Raw genomic sequence first — 17,958 nt, 5'->3', positions numbered from 1 at the left:
TCTAAAATTTTAGCAGGCAAAGTTTCAGCAGAAGCACGTTTAGAGAGGCGTTGATTGTGGTGATTAATTTTAAAATTTAATTTGGCTATACTAAGAGCAATTGCCGCATAAATTATTAAAAAATAGCAGTATTTATTAATTTACATCGATTTCGTTGCTAAAAATTGATTTTATATAATTTTCTCTAATTTAGTACTGCTTTAAAAGTTCTATATTTGTTACTCTTTCAAAAAAAACAAACTAAAAAATATTCTGATGAAAACGTTAAGTGATTTCAATTTTGCAAATAAAAAAGCCATAATTCGTGTTGATTTCAATGTGCCTTTGGACGAAAATTTAAATGTAACGGATGCCACTCGTATCGAAGCTGCGAAACCTACCATTGATGCGATTCTTGCTCAAGGCGGAAGTGTGATTTTGATGTCACATTTAGGCAGACCAAAAGGTGTGGAGGAAAAACATTCTTTGAAACACATTTTGAAAACAGCAACAGATATTCTTGGAGTTCCGGTTCAGTTCGCCGCTGACTGCATTGGTTCAGTAGCGAAAGATGCAGCTGAGAAATTGAAGGCTGGAGAAGTTTTATTGTTGGAAAATTTACGTTTTCATAGTGAAGAAGAAGCAGGTGATATTGCTTTCGCAAAAGAATTGGCGTCACTTGGTGATATTTATGTAAACGACGCTTTTGGAACAGCACACAGAGCGCACGCGTCGACTACAATTATCGCTCAGTTTTTTCCAACAGAGAAATGTTTCGGATTATTATTGGCAAAAGAAATTGAAAGCTTGAACAAAGTTTTGAAAAATAGTAAAAAACCGGTAACAGCAGTTCTTGGTGGATCTAAAGTGTCTTCTAAAATTACGGTTATCGAGAATATTTTGGACAAGGTGGATCACATGATTATTGGTGGAGGAATGACTTTTACTTTTGTAAAAGCATTAGGCGGTAAAATTGGCGATTCTATTTGTGAAGATGATAAACAAGAATTGGCATTAGAAATATTGCGATTAGCTAAAGAAAAAGGAGTACAAATTCATATTCCGGTTGATGTTGTGGCCGCAAACGCTTTCGCTAATGATGCCGAAACGCAAATTGTGGATGTAAAAGAAATTCCTGACGGCTGGCAAGGTTTGGACGCAGGTCCAAAATCATTGGAAAACTTCAAAAAAGTAATCATGGAATCAAAAACGATTCTCTGGAACGGACCATTGGGCGTTTTTGAAATGGAAAATTTTGCTACCGGAACTATTGCTTTGGGTAACTTTATCGCTGAATCTACGGCAAACGGAGCATTTTCTCTTGTAGGTGGCGGTGATTCCGTTGCTGCTGTAAAACAATTTGGTCTTGAAGACAAAGTAAGCTATGTTTCAACCGGTGGAGGAGCAATGCTGGAAATGCTGGAAGGAAAAGTATTGCCAGGAATTGCAGCGATTTTGGATTAATGCAGCTGTTGCAAAACAAATAGTAACGGTTAGATTTTAATTATTTTAAATTAAAAAAATACTGTTATAGTAAAATGAAAACCTTGGCGATAAACTATTTATTGCTGAGGTTTTTTATTTTAAAGGATTCGTTTTTTATCGTTATTTTAATTATCGAATCAGGAAAAAATTCTTTATGAATGATGCAAATAATGCTTTTTTAACAATATTTAAATAAAATTTTAGTTTTAACCCACTATGTTTGTAAAAAAAAAAGCTTTGTAATCATTTGTAATATAGGTCTTTGATCGTAAAAATATGAATATAAAAAATACCACCCTGTCGTTTTTTCTATTAGCATCCGTACATTTATTTTCGCAAGAAGCAGTTGTAAATAGAGACTTTAAGAAAGTAGAAACAAAATTATCCTATTTAGATTCCATAAAGAAAACCTTCGTAAAAGACGATTTAGCCGCTTGCGTCGATAGTTTGTGGATGAAGGAATTAACCAATTTAGATTTATACAACACCATTTCGGATGATATTAAGAATGTTAATATCGACGAAAAAATTGAGTATGACTTGTCAACTGAACTTCTTAAAGAAAGATTGGAGGCAATGAATGCTAAATCTCCTTTCAATATTGAATACAATCAAGGATTAGAAAACATCATCAAATCATTTTTGAAGAACAGAAAAAAATCTTTTGAACGATTGATGGCTGTTTCAGAGTTTTATTTCCCCATGTTTGAAGAGGCTTTAGCCAAACAAAATGTCCCTCTAGAAATTAAATATTTAGCTGTGGTCGAATCGGCTTTAAATCCAAAAGCAGTTTCTAAAATGGGCGCTACCGGATTGTGGCAATTTATGTATCAAACCGGAAAACAATATGGGTTGAAAATTGATTCTTACATAGATGAACGCAGCGATCCAATGAAAGCTAGTGACGCGGCAGCCCAATACATGACTAATATGTACAGAATTTTTGGTGACTGGGATTTGGTTTTGGCTTCTTATAACTCTGGCCCGGGAAATGTTTCAAAAGCAATTAGACGTTCCGGCGGTCAACAAAATTATTGGAATATCAGAAAAAATCTGCCCAAAGAAACACAAGGATATGTTCCGGCGTTCTTAGCGACAATGTATATTTATGAATACCATAAGGAGCACGGAATCGTTCCCAACAGAGCAGCAATAAAGCATTTTGCCACGGATACCATCATGATTAAAAAGCAAATGTCATTCAAACACATATCTGATTTGCTCGATGTTCCCGTAGTTCAATTACAGCTTCTCAATCCATCCTATAAACTGAATATAGTTCCTTTTTATCATGATGAAAATCATTTTTTGAGATTACCACAGGAGAAAGTTGCTCTTTTTGCCTCTAATGAACCTCAAATTTACGCGTACGTTCAGTATGAAGTAGACAAACGTGAAAGACCATTTCAGATAACAAAAGCAATGGTGGTAAGAGATACTGCTAATTACACTGTGCAACGCGTTACTTTGCCTAAAATGTCTTACTATAAAGTTAAACGAGGAGACAATCTAACTGCTGTAGCGAGTAGATACGACGTTTCGATTTCCGAAATAAAAAAATGGAATAACCTGAAAAGCAATACGCTTACGTATGGCAAAAGCCTGAAAATTATTTCGAGCCACAGTGTGGTTAAATCCTTAAAGAAAGAATCGGATTCTGATAATGTTGCTTCTCAAGTTGTTTCGAAAAATCAAAATACAGTTGTCTCTGCATCCAAAATAAACACTAATTCAGCACCATTGTCAAATGGTTCTTCAAAAGTTTATGTGGTTCAAAAAGGAGATAATTTGGGAAGCATTGCCCAAAAACATGATGTTTCCGTTGCGGATATTCAAACGTGGAACGGACTTTTAGATGACAGTGTTCAGTTTGGAACATTACTTCAAGTTGCCAAGAAAGAGTTGATTTCAAAACAAGAATTAGTCATAAATCCTGAACGTAAAAATAGTGAATATACAGTTTTAAAAGGAGATAATTTAGGAAATATCGCCAATAAATTCGGCACTTCCGTGGTTAATTTAAAACAATGGAATGATTTACCGGACAACACTATTACTATTGGAAAAACATTAATTGTCGCCAAAGATGAAATTGCAATTGTTACGGATCAAGCGACAATTAATTCTTTCAAAAACAAATCAACCGTTACTTCAGCATCCAAAAAAGTAAGTACCGATTATTACGTTATAAAAGGAGATTCTTTATTTAGTATTGCCAAAAAATACCCTGGCGTAACCATTTCCGACCTAAAAAAATGGAACGGTATTCGCAATGAAGATATTAAACCTGGAATGAAGTTAAAAATAAACGGATAATAGCATAAACTTCTATAAATTTGGGTTTTACTTTATAATAGAATAGTAATGAATAAAGCCCATATTTTATTTCTTTTTGTTTCTCTGCTGTTGTTTTCCTGTAAAAAGGAAAATAATCATTTGACTCGTAAAACAACTGGTAAAATCAATACGATTTCGGTTATTATTGATGATCAGTTATGGAACGGTGATATAGGAGACAGCATACGAAACAAGTTTGCATCGCCGGTAATAGGTTTGCCTCAAGAAGAGCCATTATTCAACATCAATCAATATCCAGTCAAGCTTTTAGAAGGATTTATGACGGATACCCGAGCAATTATTGTGGTCAAAAAAGCGGAAGAAAACAAGTTTGAAATCCGAAAAGACCAATACGCATCTCCTCAAAATGTATTTCATATTTCTGGCAAAACAGCCACTGATATTATTGCTTGCATTGAAAAAAATGCTCCGCAAATGATTCAAATAATCAAACAGGCTGAAATTGCAGAGAATCAGCGAATAAACAGTCAGTCATTGATAGATCCCAAAATCATAGAGAACAAGTTCCACATTACTTTACAGATTCCTTCCGGATATGCTTACGTGCTTCAAAAGAGTAATTTTATGTGGCTAAAAAAAGAAATTATTGGCGGGAATACGAGTCTTTTATTATATCAAGTTCCTTTGAATACCTTAAATAAAGACAAGGATTTAATCGCAAGTATCATTAAAATGCGCGATTCTATAGGCAATTTATATATTAGCGGAAAGGAACCAGATACGAACATGATTACTGAAGAGGGGTATGCGCCTTATCTTTCTAAAATCAATCTCGATGGAAAGGACACTTACGAGACAAAAGGAACATGGCAGCTAAACAATGATTTCATGTCGGGACCTTTTATCAATTATGCTATTATTGATAAGGATTATAATCGCGTTTTGGTATTAGAAGGATTTTGTTACGCACCATCAAAAGACAAACGGGATTTAATGCATGAACTGGAAGCTATCATGAAATCCGTGGTTATTGCTAAAAGAGAGCTTTAAATTTCTTTTATTTGCATTTTATAAAAAGAAACTAAGCATGACAATACAATGGGAAATTAAGGCATTTGATGCCCTGACAGTTTACGAACTTTACGATTTACTGCGTCTAAGAAGCGAGATTTTCGTGGTGGAACAAAACTGTGTTTATTTAGATCTTGATGGAAAGGACAAAGTGGCTTTGCATCTTATTGGCGTATTTGAAGGGAAAATTGTATCTCATTCCAGACTTTTTAAACCCGGAATCAGTTTTGATAATGCATCGATTGGCCGCGTTACTGTTGATGCAAACTACCGCGACAGAAAGTGGGGACATGACCTAATGCGAGAATCAATTGCAGGAATTTCGCATCATTTTGGTGAAAGTAAAATCACTATCGGAGCGCAATTGTATTTGAAAAAATTTTATGAAAGTCATGGATTTGTGCAAACCAGTGAAATGTATCTCGAAGACGATATTCCGCATATTGAGATGAAAAGAGGGGAATTAGATTTTCAAAATTATAAATTCAACTCTACGGTCTAGTGCTTCTCCCTGATCTAAAGGGAATTTATTTCCACTGCCAACATAGTGCATCCTAAGACTGTTTACTCCTTTATTTATAAGGTATTTGTAAACATTTTTGGCTCGATTCAAAGAAAGTTTACGCTCCCGAGTTTCATTATCTATGGCATCCGAGTAATTACTTGGAGTACAACAAACGTGTCCTCTGATTTGGAATTCCAATGTTTTTTGTTTTTGAAAAAGAACCGCAATTCTATCTAATTCTTTTTTGGATTGTTCCGTTAATGCGCTGCTTCCAAGAGGGAAAAGGATGTTTTCCAGATAAATACGATCTCCCACTTTATGATTATCTTGAAACGAATTGTATAACCCATTTGCAAAACTGTTTTTCTTGACAATAAACAAGTCGACGCGTCTGTTTTTTGAACGGGTTTCGGACAGGTTTTCCACCATTTCTTTTTGCAGAATTACACGGCCTTTGCCTTCAATAATTACAATTTTGTTATTGTTAAAACCATTTGCCGTGAGAATGTTTTGTACCGTAATAACCCTTTTTTTTGACAGTGCAAAATTATAATCATTGGCTCCTCTGTCGTCACAATATCCATAAATTTGTATTGATTCAATTTTTGTGGTATCCGCATTTTTCATGAAATCAATTATAATTTGTATTTGATCTTCATAAAGTGTGAATTTATCAAATTCAAAATACACCGTTTCTATAGGTTTTCCCTGAGCAGTTAGATAGCTCGAAAAAAGAAGCAGAAATATTGCAAACGATTTTTTCATTATATTTTGAGAATAGACTTGTATTCCGAGTTATTGTTTAAAATGCTTACCGCTTTTTTAATTTCCGAATTGTTTTTGATGTAATATTGATACAATCCTTCTTGATATTGGTAGCGTTTAATGATTTCATCGACCATTAGATTTTTGATTTCTTTTTGGTTTTTATCCAATAAAACATTTTCACTTTTCTGAAGTGCGGCCAGCAATTGTTGATATTCGGCGAGAATAGATTGGTCTAATTTTTCTTTTTTGGCAACAGCCAAAGTATTTTTCAAAGCCAATTCTGTTTCCGTATCAAAGGAGAATTTCTGTACTTTCAGAAACTGTTTAAAATCTAAATAATCCGCATCAGAAATGACTGGAATCTGATTTCCTAAATTCGGGTTTTTATAATAATAGGTCGTGGCGTAGTTGAAAATCCCATCATTTTTTAACAAAGCAGCCGTTATTGGACTTGATTTAGTTTCTTCTAGTTCAACGTCAGGCTGGATTCCTCCGCCGTCATAAACGGTTCTGCCTTTTCGGGTTTTAAAAGCATTGAAGTTTGCTTCTTCTGTTTTTATGGCCATTCCATTTTTGTCTTTTCGAGAATAATCCAAAGCTTGAATGCATCTTCCGGATGGCGTGTAATAGCGGGAAATAGTTACTTTTAGTTGCGTTCCATAAGTCAAATCTACTGGTCTTTGCACCAGTCCTTTTCCAAAACTGCGGCTTCCCACCACCACAGCCCGATCTAAATCCTGAAGCGCGCCAGCCACGATTTCAGATGCCGAAGCACTTCGGCCGTTAACAAGAATAATCAAAGGGATTTCAGTATCTACAGGATCTTTGGTCGTTTTGTACGTGCTGTTGTGTTTCTCTATTTTTGATTTTGTAGTAACAATAATTTCGTTTTTTGGAACAAATAAATTACAGATATTTACGGCTTCATTCAAGAGTCCGCCCGGATTGTCTCTTACATCCAAAATAATGCGTTCCACACCTTCTTTTTTGAGTTGTTCCAAAGCTTCTTTGGTTTCCAAAGATGCTTTTTTGTTAAAATGTGATAATACAATATAACCGGTTTTGTCATCTATTTTTGCGAAAAAGGGAACCGATTTGATTTCGACTTCGTCCAGAATAATCTGGGTAGTGTTCACTTTTCCCTGACGGATGTATTTGATGTCAATCTTCGTGTTTTTGGTACCTTTGAAAAGTAGAGAAGCCTCGTCTTTAAAATCAGATAAAAGTACATCCCCCACCTGGATAATTTCGTCTCCGGCTTTTAAACCCGCTTTGTCGGCAGGGAAATCTTTATAGGGCTCTTTGACAATTAATTTGTCTTCTTTCCGAGTCAATAAAGCGCCTATTCCGGTATATTCTCCGGTGTTGTTTATCTTGAATCGCACGACATCCTGCTCATTGAAATAAACGGTGTACGGATCTAAATTAGCCAGCATTCCTTTGATGGCCTTGTCCATTAGTTCTCCAGGATTTGTTTCATCGACATAATTCCGGTTCAATTCTTTGAAAAGAGTGGTGAATATCTCGATTTGCTTGGCGATTTCGAAAAAATCGTCTTTGAAACTGGTTCCAATAAACAGAAATGCTGAAGCGATAACGGGAATTATGAATTTTTTTTTGAAGAAGTTCATGGGTTTAATTAACTAAATTTGAGGTCACTAAAATAACTATAATTCGCCTAATAATTATGCATAAAGGAATCAAAGATTACTTAGTTCAAATTAGAATGGGTTAAGTATTTAAATTTCAGAAATAGAATCGATTGCTGATTCTGGTTTTTTAATGTTTTGAGCAATAAACTTCTCAAACAACTGAATGGTTTTGGTATTAATTTCCTCGTATGTCAGTCGGTCCTTCGTTTGGTAAAAAAACATAAAGGAATACGGTTGGTCCAAATTGTCAATCAAAAGGTGTTTGTTCAGACGGTAAGTTTCGCGCAGTACCCTTTTGAAATAATTGCGGTCTACGGCTTTCTTAAAATTTTTTTTTGAAACCGAAACACCCATTTTTATTTTTTCGCCTTCGCTAAAAGAACCGGCTTTATAGACCAATCGCAACGGATATTTAGATACTGATTTCCCTTCGGTAAATAGTAATCCAATGGTGATTTTACTTTTTAGCTTTTCGTTTTTTGGGTAAGTGAAGTTCATTTTAATAGAAAAAAGACATAGATTTTGACTTGCAAAGTTACGATTAAACGTCGAGCCGGTATATTGTTTCTGATTTAAATACCGCTAAAAATATATTTCTTACTTTTGCGACAAATTTTTAAAGCATGCAAAAACTGATTTCGTATCCCATTTCCGTAATTTATTATTTATTTTTCTTTCTTACTTTGGTTATTTTTCATCCAATTCAGTGGGTTTGCTTCCATGTTTTTGGCTATCAAGCTCATAAAGTAAGTGTCGATTACTTGAATTTTTTCTTATTGAGATGCACAAATCTCTTGGGAACAACATACAAATTTGAAAACATAGAAAGCATTCCTGAAAACGTGCCTTTAATTTTTGTGTCCAATCATCAAAGTATGTACGATATTATTGCGATGATTTGGTTTTTTCGTCGTTTTCATTGTAAATTTGTAAGTAAGAAAGAACTAGGAAGCGGTATCCCAAGCGTGTCATTTAATTTACGTCATGGAGGTTCTGTTCTTATCGATCGTAAAGATCCAAAACAAGCGATTCCGGCCATCAAAGGATTAGCAGAATATATTGAGAAACACAACCGTTCAGCAGTTATTTTTCCGGAAGGAACGCGAAGTAAAACGGGAAAACCAAAAGAGTTCGCGCAAAGCGGTTTAAAAATTTTATGTAAGCACGCGCCGTCGGCATACGTGGTTCCAGTGAGCATAAACAATTCTTGGGAAATAGTTAAATACGGGTTTTTTCCTCTAGGTTTAGGAAATCGCCTTACCTTTGTGGTACATAAACCGTTAGCGGTTAAAGACTATGATTTTGCTGAATTAATGGAAAAAACAGAAACAGCAGTTGTTAAAGGAATAAAAATTTAATTTATATATAATGTCAATAAAAAACATTCGATTAGAAGTAATGCAGTTTTTGGAAAAAAACGTAGACAGCTTTGTCGATCAGTATTTAATTCCAGTGGAGAAAATATGGCAACCAACTGATTTTTTGCCCAATTCCCAAAGTGATACTTTTTTTGATGAGGTCAAAGAATTACGTGAAATTGCAAAAGAATTACCTTATGATTTCTGGGTAACTTTAGTAGGGGATACCATTACGGAAGAAGCTTTACCAACCTACGAATCCTGGTTAATGGACGTAGAAGGAATTGATAATGTAGAGCGAAACGGTTGGTCTAAATGGATCAGACAGTGGACTGGTGAGGAAAATCGTCATGGCGATTTGCTCAACAAATATTTGTATTTATCAGGTCGTGTAAACATGCGTGAAGTAGAAATGACAACGCAACACCTGATCAACGACGGTTTTGATATAGGTACCGGAAGAGATCCATACAAAAACTTTGTGTATACTAGTTTTCAGGAATTAGCAACTTATGTTTCCCATAACAGAGTAGCGCAAATGGCCAAGAAATATGGCGATAACAAATTGTCTAAAATGTGCAAAATGATTGCTGGTGACGAGATGCGTCATCATCATGCATACAGTGAATTTGTTACCCGTATTTTTCAAATAGATCCAAGTGAAATGATGCTTGCCTTTCAATACATGATGAAAGCAAAAATCGTTATGCCTGCACATTTCTTAAGAGAATCAGGTCAAAAAATTAGTACCGCTTTTGAGCAGTTTTCTGATTCTGCGCAAAGAATCGGTGTTTACACAGCAGCGGATTATGTAGACATTATGCAAAAATTAATTGAGAAATGGGAAATCGATAAAATCTCCGGTTTGACAGATGAAGCAGAGAAAGCACGTGATTACTTGATGAAATTACCGGGTAGAATGGCAAAAATTTCCGAGAGAATGGTAATTCCACAAGAATCGCATATTTTTAAATGGGTAGAGCCAGCATTAGTAAGATAGATTTTTTAGTTCGAAATAAAGGTTAAAATGTTGGATTTTGAAGTTGGTAAACTTCGAAGTTCAACATTTTTTTTAAAAGTATAAAAATAATGATAAATCCTGATTTAATAAGTAAAACGATTCTTTTTGTAAAAGAAAAACTAGAAAATGCCGAAGGCGGACACGACTGGTTTCATATTGAAAGAGTGTTTAAGAATTCCGTTCTGATTTCGAAAAGTGAAGTTTGTGATACCACCGTTGTCAAACTTGGCGCTTTGCTTCATGATATTGCCGACAGTAAGTTTCATGATGGTGATGAAACCGTCGGACCAAGAATTGCCCGCGAATTTTTAGAATCAGAAAACGTTGACGAAGAAACCATCAAGCATGTGGTTGATATCATTGAAAACATCTCGTACAAAGGCGGTAATTTTGAAAAGAAATTCTCTTCAATAGAATTGGATGTGGTTCAGGACGCGGATCGTTTAGATGCGATTGGAGCCATTGGAATCGCCAGAACGTTCAATTATGGCGGATTTAAAAACAGAGCAATCTACGACCCAAAAATTGCTCCAAATTCCAGTATGACAAAGGAAGAATACAAAAAGAATGATTCTCCAACGTTAAATCATTTTTACGAAAAGTTATTGCTTTTGAAAGATAAGATGAATACCGAGACCGGAAAACAAATCGCACAAGAAAGACACCATTATATGGAAGGATTTCTGGCGCAGTTTTATGCGGAATGGGAAGGAGAGAAGTAAGAAAACAGTATTCAGTTATTAGTATTCAGTTTATTGACGTTGAAAAACTACTACTCTACTAGAAAAAAAATTGAATATAGTTTTGTTTTAAACACAAACCAAAAATTGATTACTGAATACTAATTTTAAATTTCAGATATTTTTTCGATTGCTGATTTTAAATCAAAAAGCAGTCCCGATAGCTATCGGGATTAATCAAAAATCTTAAATGGAACTTCCTTTGACTTTCATTTCCAAAATCACATCTGAAGCATTTTTAAAAGTCGGTGCTTGTTCAATAATGGTTCCGACTCTTTTTTTATTCAGTTTAAAGGTAATGTCATTTTCTGTTGTAAACAGTAAAGCGGTCAGAAACGGGTTATTCATATACGGAGCCAATATAATAAAAGCTTCATCAAGCGTATGGAAACTTTCTATTTCTTCGGTTTTGTAACGCGCCGTAACCGAAAGACTAAACACGTCATTTTCCAGTAAAACGGGACGCACATAGATATTTTTCAGTTCCGTATCACCAATGGTTTTGGCAAGTGTTAGTTTAGCATAAGTATGGTTTTCGATACTTTCTTTTACCTTTTCCCAGAAAAGTACAAATACAGGTTGGAAGGACATAAGTTTAAATTTAGATGGTGGGTTATATTCCGAAACGGGTCTGCAAAAATAAGTGTTGTAAATCGAACAATCTGTTTTTTGAAGAAAGATTATTTTAAATGTAATCAATTGTAAACTAAAAAGAGAACCAATGTGGCTCTCTTTTGTTATTATTTCCCAGTAAATACCGCTTTTCTTTTCTCCAAGAAAGCCGTCGTTCCTTCTTTAAAATCTTCGGTTCCAAAACATTTTCCAAAAGCTTTTATTTCGGCTTCATACCCATTTTTTCCTTCTTTAAAATTAGCATTGACCGCTTTTATAGCTTTACCAATAGCGTAAGGAGAGTTCTTTATTATTTTATTGGCCACACTCACACAGTAGTCTAAAAGTTCAGCTTCAGGGACTACGTGATTTACCAGTCCAGTTCTGTAGGCATCTTGCGCCGTTACCATTCCTGCGGTCATAATCATCTCCATTGCGCGTCCTTTTCCTATCAATTGTGGCAAACGTTGCGTTCCGCCATAACCCGGAATTACGCCCAGCGAAACTTCAGGTAATCCCATCTTTGCATTTTCAGAAGCAACTCTGAAATGACACGCCATCGCTAATTCTAATCCGCCACCCAGTGCGAAACCATTGACTGCTGCAATTACCGGGGTTTTTAAATTTTCTATGAAATCAAATAATTTTTCCTGTCCTTCTGCCGCAAGTAGCGTTCCTTCTTCAATCGAAAAATGAGCAAATTCAGAGATATCAGCGCCGGCTACAAATGCTTTTTCACCACTTCCCGTTAAAATAATAACACGAATTTCATCGTTTTTCCCCAATGTTTTGAACGCTTTATTCAAATCAGAAATAGTTGCAACATTTAAAGCGTTGAGTTTGGTGGGACGATTAATGGTAATCGTTGCAATGTTATTTTCGGTTGCAATTAAAATATTTTCATAGTTCATAAGTGTATTTTTAGGGGTTAATTATTGGGAGTGAGACAATAAAAGTAGTTCCTTTTCCAAATTCAGTTTCAAAGGTAATCGTTCCTTTATAATTTTCTATAATGTTTTTTATAATTCCAAGACCAAGACCCATACCGCTGCTTTTAGTGGTGAATTTTGGTTCAAATATACGGCTGATGTCTTTAGGTTGAATGCCGATTCCGTTGTCAGAAACCGTAATTAACACGTTGTTTGCTTCTTTTCTGATGCGTACCACAACCGATTTAATTTCCTGTTGTTCCGGTATCGATTGAATGGCATTTTTCGCTAAATTCGTGATAATTCGGATGAGTTGCGTTCGGTCAATTTTCGAAATAATTTCGGGAGAATAACTTTGGAATTCAATATATTCTTCATTGAAAATATCCATCGCAAGCTCTACTACCTCCACCACGTTTAGAGTTTCGTTTTGCTGTGCCGGCATCGATGCAAAATTCGAAAAAGCCGAAGCTACCGCACTCATGGTATCAATTTGTTGAATTAAAGTTTCTGAGTAGTCGTTCATTCTCTGCTTTACATTGGGGTCAGTCGGGTCAAATTTCCGCTGAAAACTCTGCACCGTTAATCGCATTGGCGTAAGCGGATTCTTAATTTCATGCGCCACTTGTTTGGCCATTTCGCGCCACGCTTCTTCACGCTCGCTTTGCGCGAGTTTTATGGCGCTTTTCTCTAGTTCATCCACCATCCCGTTGTACGCTTTTATCAGTAAGTTAATTTCCTTGCTGTTGGCTTCCAAGACAATTTTTTCGTTTTTTTGATTCAAACTCGTTTCGCTTAACTTATCCGAAATTGTTTTTAATGATTTTGTGATATAGGACGATAGAAAATAAGCAAAGGCGAAAGCGATAATAAGCAAGAAAGCATAAACCTGTCCCAGACGAATTAGAAAACTTTTCAATTCATTTTCATAGTAGCCGTCATCTTCTACATAAGGTAAATTTAAGATCCCCAGTGGTTTAAATTTGTCGTCTTTAATTTGGCTGAAAGCAGAACGATTTTTTTTGCCATCAATAGTTTTAATGTCCACGTATCTTTTTTCAATAGAAGAACGAACCAGTTTTAAAATGTATTTGGGAATTGGCGGAGCCACCTTATCAACAGAAAATGATTCTTTTGAGGATTTTAGTAATTTTCCTTCCAGACTGTAAATGTTGATTTCGATGTTGTGAATGTGAGCTAATTCGTGAATTTTGTCTTTGAAAATTAAGTCTAAATTCCCGGAAGTCATTGGATAAGTGGTTGTGGAAAGTATGAAATTGATGTGCTGCTTTACTGCGTTTTCATTGCGTTCCAGTCGCTCTTGGTGGTATTCTTTGGCTTCGTTTTTAAATTGGATAATAGATATGGAAGCCAATATCACAGAAGCCATTAATATCAATACAATCATCGAAAGGAAAATCCTGATTCGTAATGAAAGCATTGCTATTTTAAAACTTTTGAACATAATTAAGATTGATTTCTTTCTCTAATTTTTTTGTAAAATTTAAAGCCCAGCATTATTAAAATGGAAAATAAGAAAATCCCAATCACACCATAAATCCAGTTGACGGCATTTTTTAAAACCACTAAAAAAACCACCGCAAAAAGGATTATCGTGGCTCCTTCATTCCACAATCGCATAAAAGTTGAGGTATATTTTACCTCGTCATTTTGCAATTGATTGAATATTTGTTGGCATTTTGCATGGTACAAATACAGCGCAAATACGAAACCAAGTTTTACGTGCATCCAAGGCATTTTTAACCACGCTTGACCTAAATCCGTAAAAAACAGCATCCAAAAAGCAAAAACACTAGCCAAAACTGCTGACGGCCAAGTGATAATATACCACAAACGGTAGGTCATTATTTTGTACTGTTTTTGTAAAATTTCTTTCTCTGGTGAAGGTTTTTGTGCGGCTTCAATTTGGTAAACGAACAAGCGGACGATATAAAATAATCCTGCAAACCATGTAATTACAAAGATAAGGTGTAAGGATTTAAGGTAATTATAGTATTCCATCGTTAGTTTGAATCAGTTTTGTATTTATTTCTTTATTTAAAAAATAGCCAGTCAGTATTGTTGATAAGATATCCGCAATTGGGAATGCAATCCACACGCCAAAAATACCTAAAAAATTTGGTAGAATCAGCACTAACGGAATCAGGAAAAATCCTTGCTTACTTAAGGTCAAAAGCAATGCTTTTTTTGCCTTTCCCGCCGCTTGAAAGTAAGCCGCACCAATAAGTTGAACAGCAATAATTGGCGAAGCCGCAAAAACCCAGCGCAACGCTTCCGGAGTTTGGTCAATTACGAGTGGATCTGTAGTAAAAACAGCAACGATAGGTTTGGCAAAAATTAGAATAACCACGAAAATCAATGTGGCTAAAAAAGCGGCGTATTTAATCGAAAGCTGTACACTTTCTTTTACTCTTTCATAATTTCCGGCACCGTAATTAAAACCTGCAATTGGCAGAAATCCTTGCGTAATTCCCAGAATAGGAAATAAAGCAAACATCAACATTCGGCTTATAATTCCATAAATGGCAACGGAATGTTCACCTCCATATGTATATAAAGTATGATTGAGTATTATCGCTAAAATACTCACGACTCCTTGTCTTGAAAAAGTAACAAAACTCAATTCTGTTATTTCCTTTACAATAGGAATATTGAATTTGAAATGCCTGGCTTTTAGCTTTAGTTCACTTTTAAAATAAAAAAACCAAAATACAAATAAGAAGCACGTGAAATAGGATATGGCTGTCGCCAAAGCAGCACCAAACATTCCTAATTGAAGGTGTTTTATAAAAATAATATCTAATATAATATTTATGAAAGCGGGAATAATCATAGCCACCATGGCAAATTTGGCTTTGCCTTCAGCCCGAATCACGTTGTTTCCCATCATGCAAAGTGCCAAAAACGGAACGCTTATAATTATAGGAATAAAAAATTCTTTTGCGGGTTCCATTATGGCGCCTTTCGCACCAAAAAGCATCAGCATTTCGGCGCTGAAAAAAAGACCGAATAGTACAAAAACAGACGCCAATAAAAAAGTCATCATGATTTGATTGCCAAAGGTATGCAATGCTTTTTCTTTGTGATTTGCCCCCAATGCTCTCGAGAGTACAGAACCTCCGCCCACACCAATCGCCATTCCCAAAGAAGAAATCAAAAAGGTGATAGGCAAAACTACGGTTACCGCCGCAATGGCCAAAGAACCAATCCATTGTCCGACAAATATGGTGTCAATTAAAATATTAACCGACATGAATAAAATCCCAATAGAAGACGGAACTGCTTGTTTTATCAAGAGTTTTTTGATGTCCTGAGTTCCTAACTCATCGGCGGTAACAGCCATTTAAGCGTTTATTTTTTCGGAGTCAACTTTAATGGATGAAGAAGCGTTCGACCAATTCGTAATCCAATTACTTACTGTTTTACACCAAGCGTCACTGTCGTTTAAACACGGAATTGCTAAAAATTCTTCACCCCCATGAACTTTAAATTCATGCTTGGCTTCCATTGCAATTTCTTCCAAAGTCTCTAAACAATCAGATACAAAAGCAGGCGTTACAACAGCAAGTTTTTTAATTCCTTTTTCAGGCATTTTGTTGACTTCAACATCCGTGTAAGGTGTCAACCATTTGTCTCCCGCTAAGCGCGATTGAAAAGTCTGGCTGTATTTTCCTTCTGGAATTCCCAATAATTTCACCACCTGTTTAGTCGTTTCGTAACATTGGTGACGGTAACAAAATTCATGTGCCGGTGAAGGCGTGTTGCAACAAGAACCATCAATTTTACAATGTGATTTGGTTATATCCGTTTTACGAATGTGACGCTCTGGGATTCCGTGATAGGAGAATAATAAATGATCGTAATCGTAACCGGCTAAATGTCCTTTAATCGAATCAGCCAGGTTTTGTAAATAATCGGGTTTGTTGTAAAACGCAGGAACAATAGTGAATTTCATTTCTGGGAAATACTTTTTACGGTGTTCTTCAGCCAATTCTAAAATGGTTGTAGTAGACGCCATTGCATGTTGTGGATACAAAGGAAAAAGCAGTACTTCATTTACGCCTTTGTCGTGTAGTTCTTGTAAACCAGATAATAAAGATGGATTTCCATAACGCATCGCTAAGGAAACCGGAACATCAACTAATTTTTGAACTTTCGCGTGCATTCTCTTTGAAATCACTACAAGCGGAGAACCTTCGTCCCACCATATTTTTGCGTAAGCGGCAGCCGATTTTTTAGGTCTTGTTTGTAAAATTATTCCACGAACTAATAATGCTCGTAACAAAAACGGAACGTCAATTACGTATTTGTCCATTAAAAATTCATCTAAATATGGTTTTACATCTTTAGGAGTTGGACTTTCCGGAGAACCTAAATTAACTAATAATACACCTTTCATGTTGTCTTTTTTTGTTGGTACAAAAGTAATTAAACTTACTTTTTTATAAATTGCGATTAACTATTTTTTATTTATTGTTTAATAGAAGAAATCAATTTTTTACTACATATTTGGGTTGATTGACATCAAATATTTTTTAGGCGTAGTGGCAAATTTCTTTTTGAAGGCTGCTATAAAATGACTTCCGGTGCTGTAGCCAATTTTTAATCCTACTTCATTCACATTATAGGAGCCACTGTCGAGTAGTTTTCGAGCAAAATCCATTTTGTAGTCAAATAGAAAACCATAAACGGTATCGCCATAAATTTGTTTGAAACCCATTTTTAGTTTCTTTAAATTCAAACCTATTTCATCGGCTAATTCTTGTAATCCAGGCGGTTCGGCCATATTGGCAATTATGATTTCTTTGGCTTTTTTGATTTTTATTACATTGTCTTCGTCTATCAAAAACGGACATTGTTCTGCGTTTGGATCTTCGGTTCTATTGAAATACAAACTTAGTAATTCATATCCTTTTCCTTTGTAATACAAGTTTTTAATGGACGGGTGCAAATTATAATGAAACAATTGCGAAAGTACAATTGCCATCGAAGGACTTACATTTCCTTCATCGTAATATTTTTTGTCTTTGTTATCAGCACTTAGAAAGGTAATATAATCCGCTTCGGTTGAAAATAAAGCATGAAATTTTTTGATCGAAATAATTACTGATATCACCCACGAATTTGGTGCTAGTTCCAGGTTTAAAGGCAATTCTTTTTGTGGATTATATAAAAGTAATGATTTTTCTTCTTTTAATTCTAACGCATAGTTTCCTTGATTAAAAATGAATTTTGCATTTCCTTTTAATCCAAAATGAAACTGAATCAATCCGCTGCTTACTTCACGTTGGGCTTGAAAGACATCGGTGCCGTCATTCTGAAATCGAATTAATGTAAAATCATCTTCAATTTTTATTATTTCTTGAGAACTCATAGCGATGTTTTTTTAATACAAAAATGATAATTATCAGGTTGGTTTATTTAGAAACACTCTAAATAATGCGCTAAAAGGAACCTGTTTGTTCTACAAAAATAAGGGTTTTTATAATTAAATAACGATTTAAATTTAAAAAATCATG

17 protein-coding genes are annotated in these 17,958 nt (G+C 35.2%); 7 read left to right on the top strand and 10 right to left on the bottom strand.

All coding sequences use genetic code 11. From position 1 onward, the window contains the following. The first annotated feature begins 255 nt into the window (after nt 1-255). The 4 genes from ACP7AV_RS01910 (at nt 256) to ACP7AV_RS01895 (ending at nt 5,335) form a co-directional block, all read left to right on the top strand. On the top strand, nt 256-1,443 hold the full coding sequence (locus ACP7AV_RS01910; protein ID WP_426062515.1) for a phosphoglycerate kinase: 1,188 nt from the start codon (nt 256-258) through the stop codon (nt 1,441-1,443). A 297-nt stretch (nt 1,444-1,740) separates the two neighbouring features. Then, nucleotides 1,741-3,780, top strand: a complete 2,040-nt coding sequence (locus ACP7AV_RS01905) for a LysM peptidoglycan-binding domain-containing protein (protein ID WP_426090535.1) — start codon at nt 1,741-1,743, stop codon at nt 3,778-3,780. A gap of 48 nt (nt 3,781-3,828) precedes the next feature. After that, entirely contained in the window at nt 3,829-4,812 is a 984-nt protein-coding gene (locus ACP7AV_RS01900; RefSeq protein WP_426090534.1) for a DUF4837 family protein, read from the top strand. A 37-nt stretch (nt 4,813-4,849) separates the two neighbouring features. Continuing rightward, nucleotides 4,850-5,335, top strand: a complete 486-nt coding sequence (locus ACP7AV_RS01895) for a GNAT family N-acetyltransferase (RefSeq protein ID WP_426090533.1) — start codon at nt 4,850-4,852, stop codon at nt 5,333-5,335. Here the strand turns inward: ACP7AV_RS01895 and ACP7AV_RS01890 are convergent. The 3 genes from ACP7AV_RS01890 to rnpA all read right to left on the bottom strand — a co-directional run bounded on the left by ACP7AV_RS01890 (nt 5,297) and on the right by rnpA (nt 8,256). Then, a complete protein-coding gene (locus ACP7AV_RS01890) occupies nt 5,297-6,103 on the bottom strand; it encodes an OmpA family protein (protein ID WP_426062519.1) in 807 nt (268 codons plus the stop codon). The two genes, ACP7AV_RS01895 and ACP7AV_RS01890, sit on opposite strands and share 39 nt — an antisense overlap. After that, nucleotides 6,103-7,737: a S41 family peptidase gene (locus tag ACP7AV_RS01885; RefSeq protein ID WP_426090532.1), complete on the bottom strand. Its 1,635-nt coding sequence runs from the start codon at nt 7,735-7,737 to the stop codon at nt 6,103-6,105. Before ACP7AV_RS01885 ends, ACP7AV_RS01890 begins: the two co-directional genes overlap by 1 nt. A 108-nt stretch (nt 7,738-7,845) precedes the next feature. Further along, nucleotides 7,846-8,256 (bottom strand): ribonuclease P protein component, encoded by a 411-nt coding sequence (gene rnpA / locus ACP7AV_RS01880; protein WP_426090531.1) that lies wholly within the window; start codon nt 8,254-8,256, stop codon nt 7,846-7,848. A gap of 125 nt (nt 8,257-8,381) precedes the next feature. Here rnpA and ACP7AV_RS01875 point away from each other — a divergent pair, with 125 nt between their 5' ends. The 3 genes from ACP7AV_RS01875 (at nt 8,382) to ACP7AV_RS01865 (ending at nt 10,859) form a co-directional block, all read left to right on the top strand. After that, nucleotides 8,382-9,116 carry a lysophospholipid acyltransferase family protein gene (locus tag ACP7AV_RS01875; RefSeq protein ID WP_426090530.1) on the top strand — a complete coding sequence of 245 codons (735 nt, stop codon included), beginning with the start codon at nt 8,382-8,384 and terminating at the stop codon, nt 9,114-9,116. 10 nt (nt 9,117-9,126) lie between these two features. Continuing rightward, complete coding sequence (locus ACP7AV_RS01870) at nt 9,127-10,116, top strand: acyl-ACP desaturase (protein WP_426062523.1); 990 nt, start codon at nt 9,127-9,129, stop codon at nt 10,114-10,116. A gap of 89 nt (nt 10,117-10,205) precedes the next feature. After that, nucleotides 10,206-10,859 carry an HD domain-containing protein gene (locus tag ACP7AV_RS01865; RefSeq protein ID WP_426090529.1) on the top strand — a complete coding sequence of 218 codons (654 nt, stop codon included), beginning with the start codon at nt 10,206-10,208 and terminating at the stop codon, nt 10,857-10,859. 204 nt (nt 10,860-11,063) lie between these two features. On the opposite strand, the gene ACP7AV_RS01860 is transcribed toward ACP7AV_RS01865, so the two are convergent. From ACP7AV_RS01860 to ACP7AV_RS01830, 7 genes are all read right to left on the bottom strand, one after another. Continuing rightward, a complete protein-coding gene (locus ACP7AV_RS01860; RefSeq protein WP_426090528.1) occupies nt 11,064-11,468 on the bottom strand; it encodes a hypothetical protein in 405 nt (134 codons plus the stop codon). A 149-nt stretch (nt 11,469-11,617) separates the two neighbouring features. After that, on the bottom strand, nt 11,618-12,400 hold the full coding sequence (locus ACP7AV_RS01855; protein ID WP_426090527.1) for an enoyl-CoA hydratase/isomerase family protein: 783 nt from the start codon (nt 12,398-12,400) through the stop codon (nt 11,618-11,620). A gap of 10 nt (nt 12,401-12,410) precedes the next feature. After that, nucleotides 12,411-13,826: a sensor histidine kinase gene (locus ACP7AV_RS01850; RefSeq protein ID WP_426090794.1), complete on the bottom strand. Its 1,416-nt coding sequence runs from the start codon at nt 13,824-13,826 to the stop codon at nt 12,411-12,413. Between the two features lie 59 nt (nt 13,827-13,885). Continuing rightward, nucleotides 13,886-14,440 (bottom strand): CopD family protein, encoded by a 555-nt coding sequence (locus ACP7AV_RS01845; RefSeq protein ID WP_426090526.1) that lies wholly within the window; start codon nt 14,438-14,440, stop codon nt 13,886-13,888. Then, entirely contained in the window at nt 14,427-15,782 is a 1,356-nt protein-coding gene (locus ACP7AV_RS01840; RefSeq protein ID WP_426090525.1) for an MATE family efflux transporter, read from the bottom strand. The genes ACP7AV_RS01845 and ACP7AV_RS01840 overlap by 14 nt, the downstream gene beginning before the upstream one ends. Next, the gene (gene hemH / locus ACP7AV_RS01835) at nt 15,783-16,838 is read right to left on the bottom strand and encodes a ferrochelatase (protein WP_426090524.1); all 1,056 of its coding nucleotides are present in this window, start codon (nt 16,836-16,838) and stop codon (nt 15,783-15,785) included. 102 nt (nt 16,839-16,940) lie between these two features. Continuing rightward, a complete protein-coding gene (locus ACP7AV_RS01830) occupies nt 16,941-17,813 on the bottom strand; it encodes a helix-turn-helix domain-containing protein (protein ID WP_426062531.1) in 873 nt (290 codons plus the stop codon). Nucleotides 17,814-17,958: the final 145 nt, after the last annotated feature.

The organism is Flavobacterium sp. DSR3-2 (genome assembly GCF_049896525.1).
GTDB lineage: Bacteria > Bacteroidota > Bacteroidia > Flavobacteriales > Flavobacteriaceae > Flavobacterium.
This window is presented reverse-complemented; position numbering and strand designations above follow the sequence as displayed.